This is a genomic window from Rubellimicrobium sp. CFH 75288, assembly GCF_009904055.1.
GTDB lineage: Bacteria > Pseudomonadota > Alphaproteobacteria > Rhodobacterales > Rhodobacteraceae > Rubellimicrobium.
Genome location: NZ_WYDP01000005.1, coordinates 163,772 through 179,630, shown reverse-complemented (window position 1 = coordinate 179,630; position 15,859 = coordinate 163,772). Strand labels below are relative to the sequence as shown.

Genomic DNA, 15,859 nt, shown 5'->3' with positions numbered 1-15,859 from the left:
CGGGGCTTCGGCCCCGCTCCGCCCGCACCCATGGCACAAACCGCCGTCCCGCCCGTCGAAGCCTATCTCGCGCTTGTCCGCCGCCGGCGGCTGATGGGCGCCATCCTTCTTGCCCTGTTCGTCGTCGCGCTCTGGAGCGGGTTCCAGACGGTGAATGCGCGCAGCGCGGGCGGGTTCTGGTCCGGCCTGCCGCAGATCCTCGACTTTCCTCGCAACCTCGTGCTCGAGGCCTGGGAGCGGCGCGACCGGATGCCCGGCCACATGGCCCGCGCCGTCCCGGCCCTGATCGAGACGATCAACATCGCCGCCGTGGCGACCCTGGCCGGCGCCCTGATGGGCATGGGCCTCGCACTGCTCTCCACGCGCGGCCTCGCGCCCTGGCCGGGGGGCGTGGCGCTGTTCCGCCGGGTGATGGACGTGCTGCGCGCGGTGCCCGAGATCGTGATCGCGCTGATCCTGATCTTCGTGCTGGGGGGCGGGCCGGTCCCGGCGATGATCGCCATCGCGCTGCACACCGCCGGCGCACTGGGCAAGCTCTTCTCCGAGGTGGCCGAGGCCGCCGACCTCCGCCCCGTCGAGGGGCTGGCCTCCACGGGCGCGAACTGGGGTCAGCGCATGGCGCTCGCCGTGATGCCGCAGGTGGCGCCCAACTGGCTGAGCTACGGCCTGCTGCGCTTCGAGATCAACATCCGCGCCTCGGCCATCCTGGGCTTCGTGGGTGCGGGGGGCATCGGCTACGAGTTGCGCAACGCCATGACCTTCGGGCAGGGCCGCTTCGACGTGGCGGCGGCGATCTTCCTGGTATTGTTTCTGACCATCGTCGTCGTGGACCAGCTTTCCGACCGGCTGCGGCGGCGCCTGACGCACGGAGCGGCGGCATGACCGCGCTTTCTGCCGCCGCCGGGGCCGACCTCGAGGGCCGCGTGCTGCGCGGCTTCCGGCGCCGGCGCCTCGTCGCGCTGTCGGTGCCGGTGCTGCTGCTTCTGTATCTGGCCTATGTGTTCGTGGCCTTCGACGTGATGGGCCTGAGCCAGCGCGCGCGCCTCGACAATGCCGCCATCCTCGTGCGCGACAGCTGGAGCCACAAGGTCCATGTCACGCAGGACCTGCGCAATGCGGCGGTCTCGGTCTCGATCGAGGGCAACCGTCGCTCGACCTATCGCGAGGGGGCCTGGCCCGGCTGGGTGCGGCCCCTGCCGGACGGGGGCACGCTTGTCGAGCTGCCCGACGGCCATGCCGTGACCTTTGCCGCCGATGGCGCGATCCGTTTCGCCATCCCCGACTGGGGCGTGCTCGAGGCGCGGGTCGTGGAGGGCGAGGTGGTCACGAACCTGCCCGACCCGCCCCCCTCCTGGGCCAATGCAAGCCCCTCGCGCCTAGCCGTGACGCTGCCGGCGGGGCGGCTGACGGTGACGGCGGGCCGGGCCGAGGTCTTCCGCTACTTTCCCGGCTGGGAGATGTTCTTCTTCCACATCGACTCGCCCTATCACGGCCGGCCGGCGGCCGAGATCCTCTGGGGCGGGCGGATCGACCCGGCGCGGCCGAACCTCGCCGGGGCCTGGAGGGACTTCTGGACCAACCCGATCTGGCGGCATGCCGACGTGGCCTGGGCGATCTGGGAGACGGTTCTGATGGCCTTTCTGGGCACGGTGGGCGCGGCGGCGGTGGCGCTGCCGCTGGCCTTTGCCGCCGCGCGCGGGGTCAACCCGCTGGGGCCGGTGCGCTTTCTCGTCCGGCGCGTGTTCGACTTCGTGCGCGGGGTGGACGCGCTGATCTGGACCATCGCGCTCAGCCGCGCCTTCGGGCCGGGTCCGCTGACGGGGACGCTGGCGATCCTGGTCACCGATTCGGGCACCTTCGGCAAGCTCTTCTCCGAGGCGCTGGAGAACATGGACCGCAAGCAGGTCGAGGGGGTCGCCTCCACCGGCGCCTCGCCCGCGATGCAGTGGCGCTGGGGCGTGATCCCGCAGGTCTTCCCCGTCCTGGCCAGCCAGGTGCTCTACTTGTTCGAGAGCAACGTGCGCTCCTCCACGATCATCGGGGCGATCGTGGGAGGCGGGATCGGCCTGCTGCTGACGCAGGCGATCCAGACGCAGGGCGACTGGGAGAAGGTCACCTACTACATCGTCCTGATCGTGGTCATGGTCTTTGCGCTGGATGCGGCGTCGGGCTGGCTGCGTGCGCGCATCATTCACGGCGCTCCCGACCGGGCGGCGCGACCGCGCCGGCCGGCCGCGTGAGGCGGCTGTCGCCCGAAGGCCCCACCTTCCGCGGCCCCTGCGAAGTCGAGGGCTGCACCTTCGGCCCCTGGACCGAGATCGGCGAGGGGACGCGGCTGCTGCACGCGACCCTCGGCGCCTATTCCTATTGCGACCGGTTCTGCGACATCGCCCATGCCGAGATCGGGCGGTTCTCCAACATCGCCGCCCTTGTGCGGATCGGGCCCACGGACCATCCGCTGGAGGGGGCGTCGCTGCACCACTTCCTCTACCGCTCGGCCCTCTACTGGGAGGATGCGCAGGACGACGCGGCGGTGTTCGCGGCGCGGGCGACGCGCGTGGCGCGGATCGGTCACGACAGCTGGATCGGCCACGGCGCGATCGTCCGGCCGGGCGTGACGGTCGGGCACGGGGCGGTGGTGGGCGCGGGGGCCGTGGTGACGCGCGACGTCGCGCCCTACACGATCGTCGCGGGCGTGCCCGCCCGCCCCCTGCGCCACCGGCTGCCCCCGGACCTCGCCCGGCGGATGATCGCGCTCGGGTGGTGGGACTGGCCGCACGAGCGGCTGCGCGAGGAGCTGGACGCGTTCCGCACGCTGTCGGCGGAGGCCTTCCTGTGCCGTCACGGAGGCTGAGGGGTCGTCACGGCTCTCCGTCGAAGCGCAGCGTGACGCGGCCGCCGGCCCACAGGGTCGTGCCGTATTCGACCGGCCTGCCCTCGGGATCGGCGTTGAGGTAGACCGAGCGCAACAGGGCCGCGGGCGGCGCCAGGTGCAGCCGCGCCGCCTCGTGCGGCAGCGCCGGCACCGCCGAGAGCCGCGTGACGACGCGCCGGTGCCCGGCCACCCCGCAGGCGGCCAGGGCGGCCGTGGTGCTGCCCTGCGCGCGCAGGGCCTCTGGCAGGCCGGGCAACCGCTCGGCCGGAAAGACCGAGCGGAACAGCGCCACCGGCTCGCCCGAGGCGAGCGAGACCCCCTCGTACACGTGGACGGGCGCGCCCGGCGCGAGGCGCAGCGCACCGGCCTCCTCGGCGTCGGCGGCGCGCGTGGCGATGACGCTGTCGGCGCGGCCGGGCAGGCGCCCCGCGGCGCGGATGTTCTCGCCGAAGCGGACCGTGCGGCCGATCGGATATTCGGCCGGGGGCGAGAGGACGAAATGCCCCGCCCCCCGGCGCGAGGCGACCAGCCCCTCGGCCGCGAGCCGCGCCAGCGCCTCGCGCAGCGTGTGGCGATGCACGCCGAAGCGCAGCGCCAGTTCCGCCTCGGAGGGCAGCCTCTCGCCGGGACGCCAGCGGCCGGCGCGCAGGTCGGCGCGCAACGCCTCGGCCACGGAGCGGCGCAGCGAGGGGCGGGGTTCTGTCATACGGGCTTCACCTTGCTGTGGTAGTTGTCTAGTTGTATAGGAGAACGAGGCGGAACGGTCCAGCGCATGACGGCAGACGACCCGATGGAGGCGAGCGAGCGGCGGGCCTGGATGGGCCTGTGCGCCCGCGCGCCCGCCGCGCGGCTGTGCGAGCTGGTCGCGGCGATGGGCCCCCCCGAACCCGTCGAGTGGCTCCGCCGCCCCGAGACCGGCACCGTCATGATCCGCGCCCGGGCCGGCGGCACAGGCGCCCCGTTCCACCTCGGCGAGATGACGGCCACGCGCGGCACGCTGCGCCTGTCCTGCGGGACGGTGGGGCATGGCTGGGTGCAGGGGCGCGACCGCGCCGCCTGCGAGGCCGCGGCCCGGGTGGATGCCGCCATGCAGACCCCGCGCGCCGGAGCCGTGCGCCGCGCCGTCCTTGACCCCCTCGCGGCCGAGGAGGAGGCCCGCCGCCGCGCCCGCGCCGGTCGGGCCGCGGCTACACGGGTGGAGTTCTTCACGCTGGCCCGCGGAGAGGACGAATGAGCGCGGCGCTCTCGGGCGGCTTCGCCGACCCGGCGATCGAGGGGGCGCACGCCTTTCGCGCCGCTCTCGAGGCGATGGCGCGCCCCGGCACGATCCGCCGCGTCGCCGGGGCCGCGCCGCCCGCGCCGCTGTCGCCGGCCGCGGGGGTGCTGCTTCTCGTGCTCTGCGACGGGACGACGCCTCTGCACCTGGCCGGGGCCTGGGACGACGGGGCGGTGCGCGACTGGGTGCGCTTTCACACCGGCGCCCCCCCCGCCCCGGCCGGGGAGGCGGCCTTCGCCCTCGGCGACTGGCCCTCGCTCCTGCCGCTGGAGCGGTTCCGGGCGGGCACGGCCGAGTATCCCGACCGTTCGGCCACGCTGATCGTCGAGATGGGCCGCCTCGCGCCGGAAGGCGCGCGCCTGACCGGCCCCGGCATCCGCGAGGCCGCGCATCTCTCGCTGCCCGAGCCCCTGGGCCCGCTGCGCGAGAACGCCGCGCGCTATCCCTTGGGCGTGGACCTGTTCCTGACCTGCGGCGCGCATCTGGCCGCGCTGCCGCGCAGCACGAGGATCGGCTGATGTACGTGGCCGTCAAGGGCGGCGAGGCCGCGATCGACGCCGCCCATGCCTGGCTGGCCGAGGAGCGGCGCGGCGACCCGGCGGTGCCCGCGCCCACCGTGGCGCAGCTGCGCGAGGGGATGGCGCTGGCCGTGGACCGGGTCATGGCCGAGGGCTCGCTCTACGACCCCGACCTCGCCGCCCTGGCCATCCTGCAGGCGCGCGGCGACCTCGTGGAGGCGATCTTTCTTCTGCGCGCCTTCCGCACGACGCTGCCGCGCCTCGCCGCCTCGCGGCCCGTGGACACGGGGGCGATGCGGGCCGACCGGCGCGTGTCGGCGATCTTCAAGGACGTGCCGGGGGGGCAGGTGCTGGGCCCCACCTTCGACTACACCCACCGCCTGCTCGACTTCGCGCTGGCCGCGGGCGTCGATCCGCCCCCCGCGCCGGGCGCGCCTGCCGACCCCGCCCCCCTGCCGCGCGTGGCCGAGGCACTGGGCGCCGAGGGCCTCCTGCAGCCCGAACCCCCGGGCGACGCCACCCCCCCCGACCTCACGCGCGAGCCGCTCGAGCTGCCCGCCCCGCGCGCGCTGCGCCTGCAGGTGCTGGCCCGCGGCGACGAGGGGTTCCTGCTCGGGCTCGCCTATTCGACCCAGCGCGGCTACGGGCGCACCCATGCCTTCGTGGGCGAGTTGCGGACCGGCGCCGTCTCGGTCGAGGTCGAGATCCCCGAACTGGGCCTGGCCATCGAGCTGGGCGAGGTCGTCCTGACCGAGTGCGAGACCGTCAACCAGTTCGCCGGCAGCCGGACCGAGCCGCCCCAGTTCACCCGCGGCTACGGCCTGAGCTTCGGCCGGGCCGAGCGGCGCGCGCTCGCCATGGCGCTGGTGGACCGCGCCCTGCGCGCGAGAGAGCTGGGCGAGGACCTCTCCGGCGCCCCCGCGGGGGACGAGGAATTCGTCCTCGGCCATTGCGACAACGTGCAGGCCACCGGCTTTCTCGAGCATATCAAGCTGCCCCATTACGTGGACTTCCAGGCCGAACTGGAACTGGTCCGGCGCCTGCGCCGCGAGGCGGAGGCCGCGCGGGCCGCAGGCGAGTCCGCGGGGCGGGAGGCGGCGGAATGAGCGCGGACGGCCTGCCCTGGGGATTTGCCTATCTGGACGAGGGGACCAAGCGCATGATCCGCCGCGCGCTGCTCAAGGCGCTGGCGGTGCCGGGCCTCCAAGTGCCCTTCGCCAGCCGCGAGATGCCCATGCCCTATGGCTGGGGCACGGGCGGCGTGCAGGTGACGGCCTCGGTCCTGACGCCCGACGACGTGCTCAAGGTGATCGACCAGGGCGCCGACGACACGACCAACGCCGTCTCGATCCGCCGCTTCTTCGCCCGCACGGCCGGGGTTGCGACCACCACCCGCACGGCCGAGGCGACGGTGATCCAGACGCGCCACCGCATCCCCGAGACGCCGCTGCGCGAAGGGCAGATCCTCGTCTTCCAGGTGCCCATCCCCGAACCCCTGCGCTTTCTCGAGCCGCGCGAGACCGAGACGCGGCGGATGCACGCGCTGGCCGAATACGGGCTGATGCATGTCAAGCTCTACGAGGACATCGCCCGCCACGGCCACATCGCCACGACCTATGCCTATCCCGTCCTGGTCGAGGGGCGCTATGTCATGGACCCCTCCCCGATCCCCAAGTTCGACAACCCCAAGCTCTGCTCCGAGGCGATCCTGCTCTTCGGCGCTGGGCGCGAGGCGCGCATCCACGCGCTGCCGCCCCACACGCGGGTCGAAAGCCTCGCCTTCGAGGACCACCCGTTCGAGCCCGCGCGCGCGGCCGGCATCTGCGCGCTCTGCGGGGCCGCGGACAGCTATCTCGACGAGGTGCTGACCGACGACCGGGGCGGGCGGATCTTCGTCTGCTCGGACACCGATTTCTGCGAGACCCGGCGGGCGGGGGGTGCATCGTGACGCCGCTTCTGGAGGTGCGGAACCTCACCCGCCGCTACGGCGCCCGCACGGGCTGCGAGGGCGTGGGCTTCGACCTCTGGCCCGGCGAGGTGCTGGGGATCGTGGGCGAATCGGGCTCGGGCAAGACGACGCTGCTCAACTGCCTCGCCGGGCTCCTGCCGCCCGACGGGGGCGAGGCGTGGTTCGACACGCGCGAGGCGGGCCCGCGCGACGTCTTCCGCATGCCCGAGGGCGAGCGGCGGCGCCTGGCGCGCACCGACTGGGCCTTCGTGCGCCAGAACCCGCGCGACGGGCTGCGCCTCAACGTCAGCGCCGGTGCCAATGTGGGCGAGCGGCTCATGGCCGTGGGCGCGCGCCATTACGGCGCCATCCGCGCGGAGGCGGCGCGCTGGCTCGAGCGGGTGGAGATCGACCCCGCGCGGATCGACGACCGCCCCTCCACCTTCTCGGGGGGAATGCAGCAGCGCCTCCAGATCGCGCGCAACCTGGTCACGCGCCCCCGCCTCGTGCTGATGGACGAGCCGACGGGGGGCCTCGATGTCAGCGTGCAGGCGCGGCTTCTGGACCTGCTGCGGGGGCTCGTGCGCGACCTCGGGCTGGCGGTGGTGATCGTGACCCACGACCTCGCCGTGGTGCGGCTGCTCGCGCATCGGGTCATGGTGATGAAGGACGGCCGCGTGGTCGAGGAGGGGCTGACCGATCGCGTCCTCGACGACCCACGCCATCCCTACACGCAGCTTCTGGTCTCCTCGGTGCTGGCGGCATGAGCACGGGCGCGATGATCCGGGTCGAGGGGGTCTCCAAGGGCTTCGTCCTCCACAACCAGGGAGGCGCGCGGCTCGCGGTGCTGCGGGATGCCGCGCTCGCGGTGCGGCCGGGCGAATGCGTGGCCCTGGTCGGCCCCTCGGGGGCGGGCAAGTCCACGCTGCTGCGGATGGTGCAGGGCAATTACGGCATAGACGGGGGCCGCATCGTCGTGGGGGGCGTGGACCTCTCGACCGCCTCCCCCCGCGAGGTCCTGCGCCTGCGGCGCGAAACGCTGGGCTGGGTCAGCCAGTTCCTGCGCGTCATCCCGCGCGTCCCCGCCCTCGACGTGGTGGCCGAGCCGCTGCGCGCCCTCGGCGTCCCCGAGGAGGAGGCGCGGGCGCGGGCGGCGGCGCTGCTCGGACGGCTCAACCTGCCGCGGCCGCTCTGGGATCTCTCGCCCACCACCTTCTCGGGCGGCGAGCAGCAGCGGGTGAACATCGCGCGCGGCTTCGTCCACCCCTATCCCGCCCTCCTTCTCGACGAGCCGACGGCGAGCCTCGACCCCGTCAACCGCGCCGTCGTCCTCGACCTGATCCGGGAGGCCAAGGCGCGCGGGGCGGCCATCCTCGGCATCTTCCACGACGAGGGGGCGCGGGCGGCCGTCTGCGACCGCGAGGTGGATGTAGGGCGGTTCGTGCCATGAGCGGGCTCTTTGTCGCCGTGGTCGGCGCGTCGGGCGTGGGCAAGGACAGCCTGATCGACGCGCTCGCGCGGGGGGCGCCCTGGCTGCACCGCGTCCGCCGCGTCATCACGCGCCCCTCCGGCCCCGGCGAGCGGTTCGACAGCGTGTCCGAGGCCGCCTTCGAGCGGATGCGCCGCGACGGCGCCTTCTGCCTGCACTGGCAGGCGCACGGCCTGCGCTACGGTATCCCGGCCGAGGTGGAATCGCGCGTCCTGCGCGGGCGCGATGCGATCGCGAACCTGTCGCGCGGCGTGCTGCCCGAGGCGGCGCTGCTGTTTCCGCGCCTCCACGTCCTCCACCTCGTGGCCAGCCCCGAGGTGCTGGCCCGCCGCCTGGGCGCGCGCGGGCGCGAGGGCGAGGAGGCCGTGGCCGCGCGGCTCGCGCGGGCGGAGGCGCCCCTGCCCGAAGGGGACTGGCCCGTGGCCACGATCCGCAACGACGGCCCGCTCGAGGAGGCGGTCGCCGCCGCCATGGACGCGCTCTATCCGGTGAGGGCGTAGCGATGGCGCAGGCGGAACAGCCCGTCCGGCCCCTCGACCGCATGGGCCAGCGCGGCGACGGCAAAGGGCCGGGGCAGGGGGGGCGGGTCCGCCGCAAGCGCCGCCCGCAGCGCGTCGGCCTCCGCCTCGGTGACGGGGCCCGACAGCGTGACGTGAAAGCGGAAGCGGTCCATCACCCAAGGGTATCCCCAACGCTGCAGGTTCGCCTCCTCCTCGGCGTCGAGCCCGGCGGCCCGGCGGCGCGCGATCTCCGCCGCGGAGGGCGGCGCGCGGAAGGGGTCGAGCTGCTCGACGCAGAGGGCCGCAAGGCCGGACAGCGCCGCTTCGTCCCCCTCGGGCACGAGCGCGAGGAATCCCCCCAGCCGCGCGACGGTCAGGGCCGGAGCGACCGCCGGCGCCGTCCGCGCGGCCAGCGCAGCCAGCGCGGCGGCCAGCTCCGCCTCGGTCCGGCCGGGCGCGAGGCGGAAGGGCGGCTTCAGCGTCGCATGGAGGCCGTAGCGCCGCGGGGCCGCGGTCAGGCGCGCCCGGTCGTGGCCGGGGATCGGCGGCTGGGGAACCGCGCACCCCTCCACCGCGTCCCAGCCCAGCCAGCGGCCGCCCCAGCGCGCCAGCGGCCCCTCGGGCATCCAGTAGATCGCATGACGGACGGCTTCGCCCATGACCCTTGACGCTCCCCTGACCGGCCGCGACCCCATCGCATGCGAGGCGATCCTCGCCAATGCCCTCCTGGTCCTGCCCGACCGGGTGGAGCGCGGCTGGATCGCCATCGCGGGGGGGCGGATCGCCGAGATCGGCGAGGGCGACGCGGTTCCCGCCGGCGCCACGGATTGCGGCGGCGACCTGCTCGCGCCGGGGCTCGTGGAGCTGCACACCGACAACCTCGAGCGCCATCTCGAGCCGCGCCCGCGCGTGGACTGGCCCCACGCGCCCGCCATCATCGCGCATGATGCCGAACTGGCGGGGGGCGGCATCACCACCGTGTTCGACGCGCTGCGCGTGGGCTCCATCGTCCATGTCTCGGGAGCCGAGAAGCCCTATGCACGGGGCGTCGCCACCGAGATCGCGGCGCTCCGGCGCGAGGGCGCGCTGCGCATCGAGCACCGGCTGCACCTGCGCGCGGAGGTGTGTTCGGAAACCCTGCTCGAGGAGCTGGCCGAGTTCGGACCCGAGGACGGGGTGGGCCTGCTCAGCCTGATGGACCACACGCCGGGCCAGCGCCAGTTCCGCGACATGAGCCAGCTGCGTGCCTACGTCATGGGCAAGCACGGCCTGTCGGAGGAGGAGTTCCAGGCCCATGTGGCCGGCCAGCAGGCGCTTCGCGCCCGGGTGGGCGAGCGTCACGAGAGAGGCGCCGTCGAGGCCGCGCGCCGTCTCGGCGCGGTCCTGGCCAGCCACGACGACAGCGACCGCGAGCAGGTCGCCCTGTCGGCGGCCCACGGCGCCCGCATCGCCGAGTTTCCCACCACGCTCGAAGCGGCCGAAGCCTGCCGCGCGGCGGGCATCGCGGTGATGATGGGCGCGCCCAACCTGATCCGGGGCGGGTCGCATTCGGGCAACGTCGCGGCGGCCGACCTGGCCGAGGCGGGCCTTCTCGACATCGTGTCGTCGGATTACGTGCCCGCCGCGCTGCTCCAGTCGGCCTTCGCGCTCGCGCGGATCTGGGACGGCGATCTGGCGCGCGGCTTCGCCTGCGTGACCGAGGCCCCGGCACGTGCGGCGGGTCTGGCCGACCGAGGCGCGTTGCGGACGGGCCTGCGGGCCGACCTCGTCCGCGTGGCCGAGCGCGGCGGCCATCCCCTGACGCGCGGGGTCTGGTGCGCGGGGCGGCGCGTGGCCTGACCTGCGGCCGCGGCCGGCACGGCGCCCTTGCTTTGACCTGCCGGGCACCTAGGTGTCCGGATGCTCGCGCAGCCGCCCATAGGCTGGCGGATGCCCGGTCTTGTCCCGACACCGCTCCCGCCCGAGGAGGTCTCGACGATGAAGATTGCGCAGGTTGCCCCCCTTTTCGAAAGCGTCCCGCCCCGTCTCTATGGCGGTACGGAGCGCATCGTGTCCTATCTGACGGAGGAGCTGGTCCGCCGGGGGCACGATGTCACCCTGTTCGCCTCGGGCGATTCGATCACGGCGGCCGAACTGGTTCCGGCCGCCCCGCGCGCGCTGCGCCTCGACCCGACGGTGCGCGACGCGCTGCCCTATCACATGATCCAGCTCGACCAGGTCCGGCAGCGGGCGCACCGCTTCGACGTGATCCACTTCCATGTGGACCTGTTCCAGATGCCGTTTCTGGGAAGCCTCGACGTCCCGGCCCTGACGACGCTGCACGGCCGGCTGGACCTGCCGGATCTGGTGCCGTTCTACAGGCACTTCTGCCGCACGCCGCTCGTCTCCATCTCCGACGACCAGCGCCGCCCGATGCCGCCCGTCCATTGGCTGGGCACCGTCCATCACGGCCTGCCCGAGACCCTCCTGCCGTTCAGTCCGCAGGCGCGCGGCGGCTATCTGGCGTTTCTCGGCCGCATCTCGCCCGAAAAGCGGCCCGACCGCGCCATCGAGATCGCCGCGCGCAGCGGCCTGCCTTTGCGCATTGCGGCCAAGGTGGACGCCGCCGACCGCACCTACTGGGAGGAGACCATCCGCCCGCTCATCGCGCGCCATCCGCAGGTCGAGTTCCTGGGCGAGATCGACGAGACGCAGAAGGCCCGCTTCCTCGGCGACGCGCTGGCGCTGCTCTTTCCCATCGACTGGCCCGAACCGTTCGGCCTTGTCATGATCGAGGCCATGGCCTGCGGCACGCCGGTGATCGCCTTCCGCCGCGGCTCGGTCCCCGAGGTGATCGACGACGGCGTGACCGGCCTCGTGGTGGAGAGCACCGACGAGGCCGTGGCGGCCGTCGGCCGGATCGGCGCGCTCGACCGGCGGACCATCCGCGCCACTTTCGAGGAGCGGTTCAGCGCGGCCCGCATGGCGGCCGATTACGAACGGCTCTATGCCCGGCTTGCCGACGGCGCCGCGCTGATGCCCCGGGCGCGTCCGGCCCAGGGGCGGACCGTGACGGCGCTCAACTGACGGAGGCGCCCGATGGATGCCACGCCGATCGACACCGGCTCCGGCCAGGCGGCGCCGGGCCCTCATGCGGTCGCCGTCACCACCTCCCTGGCCGAGCAGCGGCTGCGCATCCTCAAGAGCGGCGACGCCTTCGCCGTTCTCGACCCCATGGGCGACGTCCGGCCGGGCTCGCCCGAGGGGGTGTATTTCCGCGACACGCGCTATCTGTCGCGCCACCGGCTGGTCCTCGGCGGGCAGGCGCCCATCCTCCTGTCCTCGACCGTGCGGGAGGACAACGCGGCGCTGACCTGCGACCTGGCCAACCCCGACCTCTCGACGCCCGACGGCGAGACGATCCCGAGCGACACGATCCATGTGCGCCGGACGATCTTCCTGTGGGACGGCCGCCTGCACGAGCGGCTCAAGGTCCGCAACTTCGGCGACCGCGCCGTGTCCGTCACCCTCGCGATCGAGACCGCCGCGGATTTCGCCGACATCTTCGAGGTCCGCGGCGAGATCCGCGCGCAGCGCGGCCGGCTGGACCCGCCGCGGGTGGGCGAGGGCGGCATCCTCTGGACCTATCGGGGTCTCGACGGGCGCGAGCGGGCGACGCATCTGCGCCTCGATCCCGCGCCGGCACGGCTCGATGGCGAATGCGCCCGCTTCGACCTCCGGCTCGGACCCGGCGAGTGGCGCGTGATCGTGCTCGACGTGACGCTGGGCGGGGGCCACCCGCCGGAACGGGGAGGCCCCGAGGGGTTCCGCCGCGCCCTGCGCGCCGCGCGCCGGGCGCTGCGCCGGTCGGCCGCACGGGCCGCCTCCGTGGAGACCTCCAACGAGATCTTCAACGAGGCCATCCGCCGGTCGGTCTCGGACATCTACATGCTCGCCACCCAGACACCCCACGGGGCCTATCCCTATGCGGGCGTGCCGTGGTTCTCGACCGTGTTCGGGCGGGACGCCCTGATCGCCGCCTTCCAGACGCTGTGGATGGACCCCGAACTGGCCCGCGGGGTGCTGGGCTATCTCGCTGCCAACCAGGCGACCGACACCGATCCCGCCAAGGATTGCGAGCCGGGCAAGATCCTGCACGAGGTCCGGCAGGGCGAGATGGCCGAAACCGGCGAGGTGCCGTTCCGCCGCTACTACGGCAGCGTCGATTCCACCCCCCTCTTCGTCATGCTGGCGGGTGCGCATCTGGACCGCACGGGCGACGTCGCCCTTGCGCGACGGCTCTGGCCGGCCGTGCAGGCCGCGCTCGGCTGGATGGAGAACCACGGCGACCGGGACGGGGACGGCTTTCTGGAATACGGCCGGATGACGGAGGCCGGGCTGCTCAACCAGGGCTGGAAGGACAGCCACGACAGCATCTTCCATGCCGATGGCCGGCTCGCCCAGGGACCGATCGCGCTCTGCGAGGTGCAGGCCTATGCCTTCGGCGCCTGGAGCGCGGCCGCGCGGCTGGCGGAGGTCCTCGGACAGCCCGAGGAGGCCGCACGCCTCCGCGGGCGGGCCGCGGCCCTGCGCGACGCCTTCGAGGACGCCTTCTGGTGCCCCGATCTAGGCACCTACGCGCTCGCGCTCGACGGCGAGAAGCGCCCCTGCCGGGTGCGCGCGTCCAATGCGGGCCATGCCCTCTGGACCGGCATCGCCCGGCCCGAACGCGCGGCCGCGGTCGCCCGCACCCTGATGGGCCCCAGCGCCTTCTCGGGCTGGGGCGTGCGCACGGTGGCCACGGGCGAGGCGCGCTACAATCCGATGTCCTACCACAACGGCTCGGTCTGGCCGCACGACAATGCGCTGATCGCGATGGGGCTCGCGCGCTACGGCCTCAAGGCCGAGGCGGCGCGCATCTTCGAGGCGCTGTTCGACGCCTCCATCCATATCGACCTGCGCCGCCTGCCCGAACTGTTCTGCGGCTTTCCGCGGCTCAGGGGGCAGGGGCCCACCTTCTATCCCGTCGCCTGTTCGCCCCAGGCCTGGGCGGCGGCGACGCCGGTGGCGCTGGTCGGGGCCTGTCTGGGTCTGGGCTTCGATCCGGCCTCGCGGACGGTGGAGCTGCGCAACCCCGTCCTGCCGGGATTCCTGGACCGGCTGTGCCTGCGCAACCTCCATCTCGATGGCGGCACCCTCGACCTCGTCGTGCGCCGGGCAGGCGACGCGGTGGCCGTCTCGCCCGCCCGCCGCAGCGGCGAGGTGCAGCTTCGCGTCACCCACTGAGCGCGCGGCTCAGCCCGCGTCGCGCCCCCGGGGCGGCGGGACCCCCTCGGGCGGGTAGAGATGGAGCCCTCCGCGCCAGTCGCGCACGCGGTGCCGCCCCTCCGCATCGGGCGCCTCCGCCGCGCAGGGAGTGAGCGGCGCCTTGCCGTGGCCGCCGGGGATGTCCAGCACATAGGCCGGCTGGCACAGCCCCGACACGCGCCCCCGCAGCGTCTCGACCAGCGCCTGTCCCTCGGCCACCGGCAGGCGGAAATGCCCCGTCCCCGGCGCCAGGTCGGGATGGTGGAGGTAGTAGGGCTTGACCCGCGCCTCGACGAGGGCGCGCATCAGCCCCTCCAGCGCCTCCGGGCTGTCGTTGACGCCGCGCAGCAGCACGCTCTGGGACAGCAGGGGGATGCCCGCGTCCACCAGCCGTCCGCAGGCGGCGCGCGCGGCGAGCGTCATCTCGCGCGCATGGTTGGCATGAAGGACCACGAACACCGCCTGTCCGCCCGCGCCCGCCCGCAGCGCGGCGACCAGACCGGGCGTCACGCGCTCGGGCGAGACGACGGGCACCCGGGTGTGAAACCGGATCACCCGGACGTGGGGGATGGCGCCCAGACGCCGCGTCAGGTCGCGCAGCCGCCGGACCGAGAGGATCAGCGGATCGCCCCCCGTCACCACCACCTCCCAGATGGCGGGACGGGCGGCGATGTAGTCGAGCGCCCGCGCCAGCGCCGCCGCGGACAGCGCACCCTCGCCCCCCGGCCCCACCGCCTCGCGGCGGAAGCAGAAGCGGCAATAGACGGCGCAGGCGTGAAGCGGCTTGAGCAGCACCCGGTCGGGATAGCGGTGCACGATCCCCGGCACCGGCGCATGGGTCCCGTCCCCGATCGGGTCCGCATCCTCGCCGGGTGCGGCGCGCAGCTCCGCCGCATCGGGCACGAACTGACGGCCCACCGGATCGTCCGGCGCATCGGGGTCGATCAGGTCGGCCATTGCGGGCGTGATCGCCACGGCATAGCGCGCCGCCACCGCCTCGATCGCGGTGCGCCCGCTCTCGGGGACGAGGCCGGCCGCCACGAGGGCGCCGGGCGTGCGCAGGGTGGACGGAGGGATGTCGGTCATGGGCGGTCTCGTCGGGCGGGGACGGAGCGCCCCTATGGCCGGCCCGGGTGCCCCCCTGTCAACCCTGCGCCCCGTCGTCCTCCTGGGGAAAGCCGCCCGGATGGCGGCAGCAGCGGGCCGCCAGGGCATGACCCTCGGCCATCGCCGCCTCGAGCGGCGCGCCCCGCAGGCGGGCGGCCAGGAATCCCGCGATGTAGCTGTCGCCCGCTCCGGTCGTGTCCGCCGGCACGAGCGGGACGGCCTCCGCCCGGATCACCCGCCCCTCCATCAGGGCGAGGCTTCCGGCCGCGCCGAGCGTCACCACCGCCCCGCGCGCCCCGCGCGCCACCAGGCAGGCGGCGCAGGCCTCGGCCCCGGCGGCCTCGCTCTCGGGCAGCGAGGCAAAGGCGACCGACAGCCCCTCGACCCCGAGATGTTCCGGCGCCGCGGTCACGCCCAGGTCCTGCGACAGCGGCACACCGGCCGCGGCCAGGCGCCGCCGCAGCGCGCCCCCGTCGTCGAGCCAGCCGATATGGACATGCCGCGCGCGGCCAAGCGCCCGGAGCGCGGCCGCGTCCGGCCTCCAGCCGGCGCAGGCGCCGAAATCCTCCCGGAGGATGCGCCGCTCTCCGTCGGGCTCTACCAGCAGGACGGTGACGGCGGTGGGCCGGTCGCGGCGGACCACATGACGGACATCCACCCCGCGACGGCGGAGTGCTGCCACCACGCGGTCGCCCTCGGCCTCGCCGGGCGGCCCGACCGCGCCCGCATAGGCGACGCGCAGTCCCGCCCCGGCCGCCTGCACGGCGACGTTGAGCGCGTTGCCGCCCACCCGCTCGGCCTGCACGGCCCCCGTGAGGCGGTCGATGCAATTGTCCCCGACCGTCGCGAGGTCCCACATC

17 protein-coding genes are annotated in these 15,859 nt (G+C 74.3%); 13 read left to right on the top strand and 4 right to left on the bottom strand.

The genetic code is table 11. The features are described from left to right. Positions 1–30 precede the first annotated feature (30 nt). From phnE (GT358_RS06610) to GT358_RS06600, 3 genes are read left to right on the top strand one after another with little or no spacing between them, the layout of a single operon-like run. Positions 31–882, top strand: a complete 852-nt coding sequence (gene phnE, locus GT358_RS06610) for a phosphonate ABC transporter, permease protein PhnE (RefSeq protein WP_166581806.1) — start codon at positions 31–33, stop codon at positions 880–882. Then, on the top strand, positions 879–2,240 hold the full coding sequence (phnE, locus tag GT358_RS06605; RefSeq protein ID WP_166581805.1) for a phosphonate ABC transporter, permease protein PhnE: 1,362 nt from the start codon (positions 879–881) through the stop codon (positions 2,238–2,240). Before phnE (GT358_RS06610) ends, phnE (GT358_RS06605) begins: the two co-directional genes overlap by 4 nt. Next, complete coding sequence (locus GT358_RS06600; protein WP_166581804.1) at positions 2,237–2,854, top strand: DapH/DapD/GlmU-related protein; 618 nt, start codon at positions 2,237–2,239, stop codon at positions 2,852–2,854. The genes phnE (GT358_RS06605) and GT358_RS06600 overlap by 4 nt, the downstream gene beginning before the upstream one ends. Positions 2,855–2,861: 7 nt before the next feature. Here GT358_RS06600 and phnF read toward each other — a convergent pair whose 3' ends face one another. Then, positions 2,862–3,581, bottom strand: coding sequence for a phosphonate metabolism transcriptional regulator PhnF (phnF, locus tag GT358_RS06595; protein WP_166581803.1), 720 nt, complete (start codon positions 3,579–3,581; stop codon positions 2,862–2,864). A gap of 66 nt (positions 3,582–3,647) precedes the next feature. Between phnF and phnG the strand changes: the two genes are divergently transcribed. From phnG to phnN, 7 genes are read left to right on the top strand one after another with little or no spacing between them, the layout of a single operon-like run. Continuing rightward, a complete protein-coding gene (phnG, locus tag GT358_RS06590; protein WP_243730740.1) occupies positions 3,648–4,109 on the top strand; it encodes a phosphonate C-P lyase system protein PhnG in 462 nt (153 codons plus the stop codon). Further along, positions 4,106–4,669 carry a phosphonate C-P lyase system protein PhnH gene (phnH, locus tag GT358_RS06585; RefSeq protein WP_166581802.1) on the top strand — a complete coding sequence of 188 codons (564 nt, stop codon included), beginning with the start codon at positions 4,106–4,108 and terminating at the stop codon, positions 4,667–4,669. Before phnG ends, phnH begins: the two co-directional genes overlap by 4 nt. Beyond that, a complete protein-coding gene (locus tag GT358_RS06580) occupies positions 4,669–5,775 on the top strand; it encodes a carbon-phosphorus lyase complex subunit PhnI (protein ID WP_166581801.1) in 1,107 nt (368 codons plus the stop codon). Before phnH ends, GT358_RS06580 begins: the two co-directional genes overlap by 1 nt. Then, positions 5,772–6,617 carry an alpha-D-ribose 1-methylphosphonate 5-phosphate C-P-lyase PhnJ gene (locus GT358_RS06575; protein ID WP_166581800.1) on the top strand — a complete coding sequence of 282 codons (846 nt, stop codon included), beginning with the start codon at positions 5,772–5,774 and terminating at the stop codon, positions 6,615–6,617. The genes GT358_RS06580 and GT358_RS06575 overlap by 4 nt, the downstream gene beginning before the upstream one ends. Continuing rightward, a complete protein-coding gene (gene phnK / locus GT358_RS06570) occupies positions 6,614–7,384 on the top strand; it encodes a phosphonate C-P lyase system protein PhnK (RefSeq protein ID WP_166581799.1) in 771 nt (256 codons plus the stop codon). Before GT358_RS06575 ends, phnK begins: the two co-directional genes overlap by 4 nt. Before the next feature lie 11 nt (positions 7,385–7,395). Continuing rightward, a complete protein-coding gene (phnL, locus tag GT358_RS06565) occupies positions 7,396–8,067 on the top strand; it encodes a phosphonate C-P lyase system protein PhnL (RefSeq protein ID WP_166582030.1) in 672 nt (223 codons plus the stop codon). Then, on the top strand, positions 8,064–8,606 hold the full coding sequence (phnN, locus tag GT358_RS06560; protein WP_166581798.1) for a phosphonate metabolism protein/1,5-bisphosphokinase (PRPP-forming) PhnN: 543 nt from the start codon (positions 8,064–8,066) through the stop codon (positions 8,604–8,606). The genes phnL and phnN overlap by 4 nt, the downstream gene beginning before the upstream one ends. On the opposite strand, the gene GT358_RS06555 is transcribed toward phnN, so the two are convergent. Then, positions 8,588–9,265 (bottom strand): DUF1045 domain-containing protein, encoded by a 678-nt coding sequence (locus GT358_RS06555; protein ID WP_166581797.1) that lies wholly within the window; start codon positions 9,263–9,265, stop codon positions 8,588–8,590. The two genes, phnN and GT358_RS06555, sit on opposite strands and share 19 nt — an antisense overlap. Between GT358_RS06555 and GT358_RS06550 the strand changes: the two genes are divergently transcribed. The 3 genes from GT358_RS06550 (at position 9,264) to GT358_RS06540 (ending at position 13,871) form a co-directional block, all read left to right on the top strand. Next, positions 9,264–10,445 (top strand): alpha-D-ribose 1-methylphosphonate 5-triphosphate diphosphatase, encoded by a 1,182-nt coding sequence (locus GT358_RS06550; RefSeq protein ID WP_166581796.1) that lies wholly within the window; start codon positions 9,264–9,266, stop codon positions 10,443–10,445. The genes GT358_RS06555 and GT358_RS06550 overlap by 2 nt on opposite strands. 138 nt (positions 10,446–10,583) lie before the next feature. Then, positions 10,584–11,672, top strand: a complete 1,089-nt coding sequence (locus GT358_RS06545; RefSeq protein ID WP_166581795.1) for a glycosyltransferase family 4 protein — start codon at positions 10,584–10,586, stop codon at positions 11,670–11,672. 12 nt (positions 11,673–11,684) lie between these two features. Then, complete coding sequence (locus GT358_RS06540) at positions 11,685–13,871, top strand: amylo-alpha-1,6-glucosidase (protein WP_166581794.1); 2,187 nt, start codon at positions 11,685–11,687, stop codon at positions 13,869–13,871. Positions 13,872–13,880: 9 nt separating this feature from the next. Here the strand turns inward: GT358_RS06540 and GT358_RS06535 are convergent, their stop codons facing one another. Together GT358_RS06535 and GT358_RS06530 are read right to left on the bottom strand one after the other, a co-directional pair. Then, a complete protein-coding gene (locus GT358_RS06535) occupies positions 13,881–14,978 on the bottom strand; it encodes a lysine-2,3-aminomutase-like protein (protein ID WP_166581793.1) in 1,098 nt (365 codons plus the stop codon). A 58-nt stretch (positions 14,979–15,036) separates the two neighbouring features. Continuing rightward, positions 15,037–15,858, bottom strand: a complete 822-nt coding sequence (locus tag GT358_RS06530) for a PfkB family carbohydrate kinase (RefSeq protein ID WP_166581792.1) — start codon at positions 15,856–15,858, stop codon at positions 15,037–15,039. Position 15,859: the final 1 nt, after the last annotated feature.

Bases quoted from the DNA above. Each gene is read 5' to 3' on its own strand.
- GT358_RS06550 (WP_166581796.1), top strand. From the start codon at position 9,264: ATGACCCTTGACGCTCCCCTGACCGGCCGCGACCCCATCGCATGCGAG.
- phnE (WP_166581805.1), top strand. From the start codon at position 879: ATGACCGCGCTTTCTGCCGCCGCCGGGGCCGACCTCGAGGGCCGCGTG.
- phnG (WP_243730740.1), top strand. From the start codon at position 3,648: ATGACGGCAGACGACCCGATGGAGGCGAGCGAGCGGCGGGCCTGGATG.
- GT358_RS06555 (WP_166581797.1), bottom strand. From the start codon at position 9,265: ATGGGCGAAGCCGTCCGTCATGCGATCTACTGGATGCCCGAGGGGCCG.
- GT358_RS06545 (WP_166581795.1), top strand. From the start codon at position 10,584: ATGAAGATTGCGCAGGTTGCCCCCCTTTTCGAAAGCGTCCCGCCCCGT.
- phnN (WP_166581798.1), top strand. From the start codon at position 8,064: ATGAGCGGGCTCTTTGTCGCCGTGGTCGGCGCGTCGGGCGTGGGCAAG.
- GT358_RS06540 (WP_166581794.1), top strand. From the start codon at position 11,685: ATGGATGCCACGCCGATCGACACCGGCTCCGGCCAGGCGGCGCCGGGC.
- GT358_RS06575 (WP_166581800.1), top strand. From the start codon at position 5,772: ATGAGCGCGGACGGCCTGCCCTGGGGATTTGCCTATCTGGACGAGGGG.
- GT358_RS06535 (WP_166581793.1), bottom strand. From the start codon at position 14,978: ATGACCGACATCCCTCCGTCCACCCTGCGCACGCCCGGCGCCCTCGTG.
- phnH (WP_166581802.1), top strand. From the start codon at position 4,106: ATGAGCGCGGCGCTCTCGGGCGGCTTCGCCGACCCGGCGATCGAGGGG.
- phnE (WP_166581806.1), top strand. From the start codon at position 31: ATGGCACAAACCGCCGTCCCGCCCGTCGAAGCCTATCTCGCGCTTGTC.
- phnL (WP_166582030.1), top strand. From the start codon at position 7,396: ATGATCCGGGTCGAGGGGGTCTCCAAGGGCTTCGTCCTCCACAACCAG.
- GT358_RS06530 (WP_166581792.1), bottom strand. From the start codon at position 15,858: ATGTGGGACCTCGCGACGGTCGGGGACAATTGCATCGACCGCCTCACG.
- GT358_RS06580 (WP_166581801.1), top strand. From the start codon at position 4,669: ATGTACGTGGCCGTCAAGGGCGGCGAGGCCGCGATCGACGCCGCCCAT.
- phnF (WP_166581803.1), bottom strand. From the start codon at position 3,581: ATGACAGAACCCCGCCCCTCGCTGCGCCGCTCCGTGGCCGAGGCGTTG.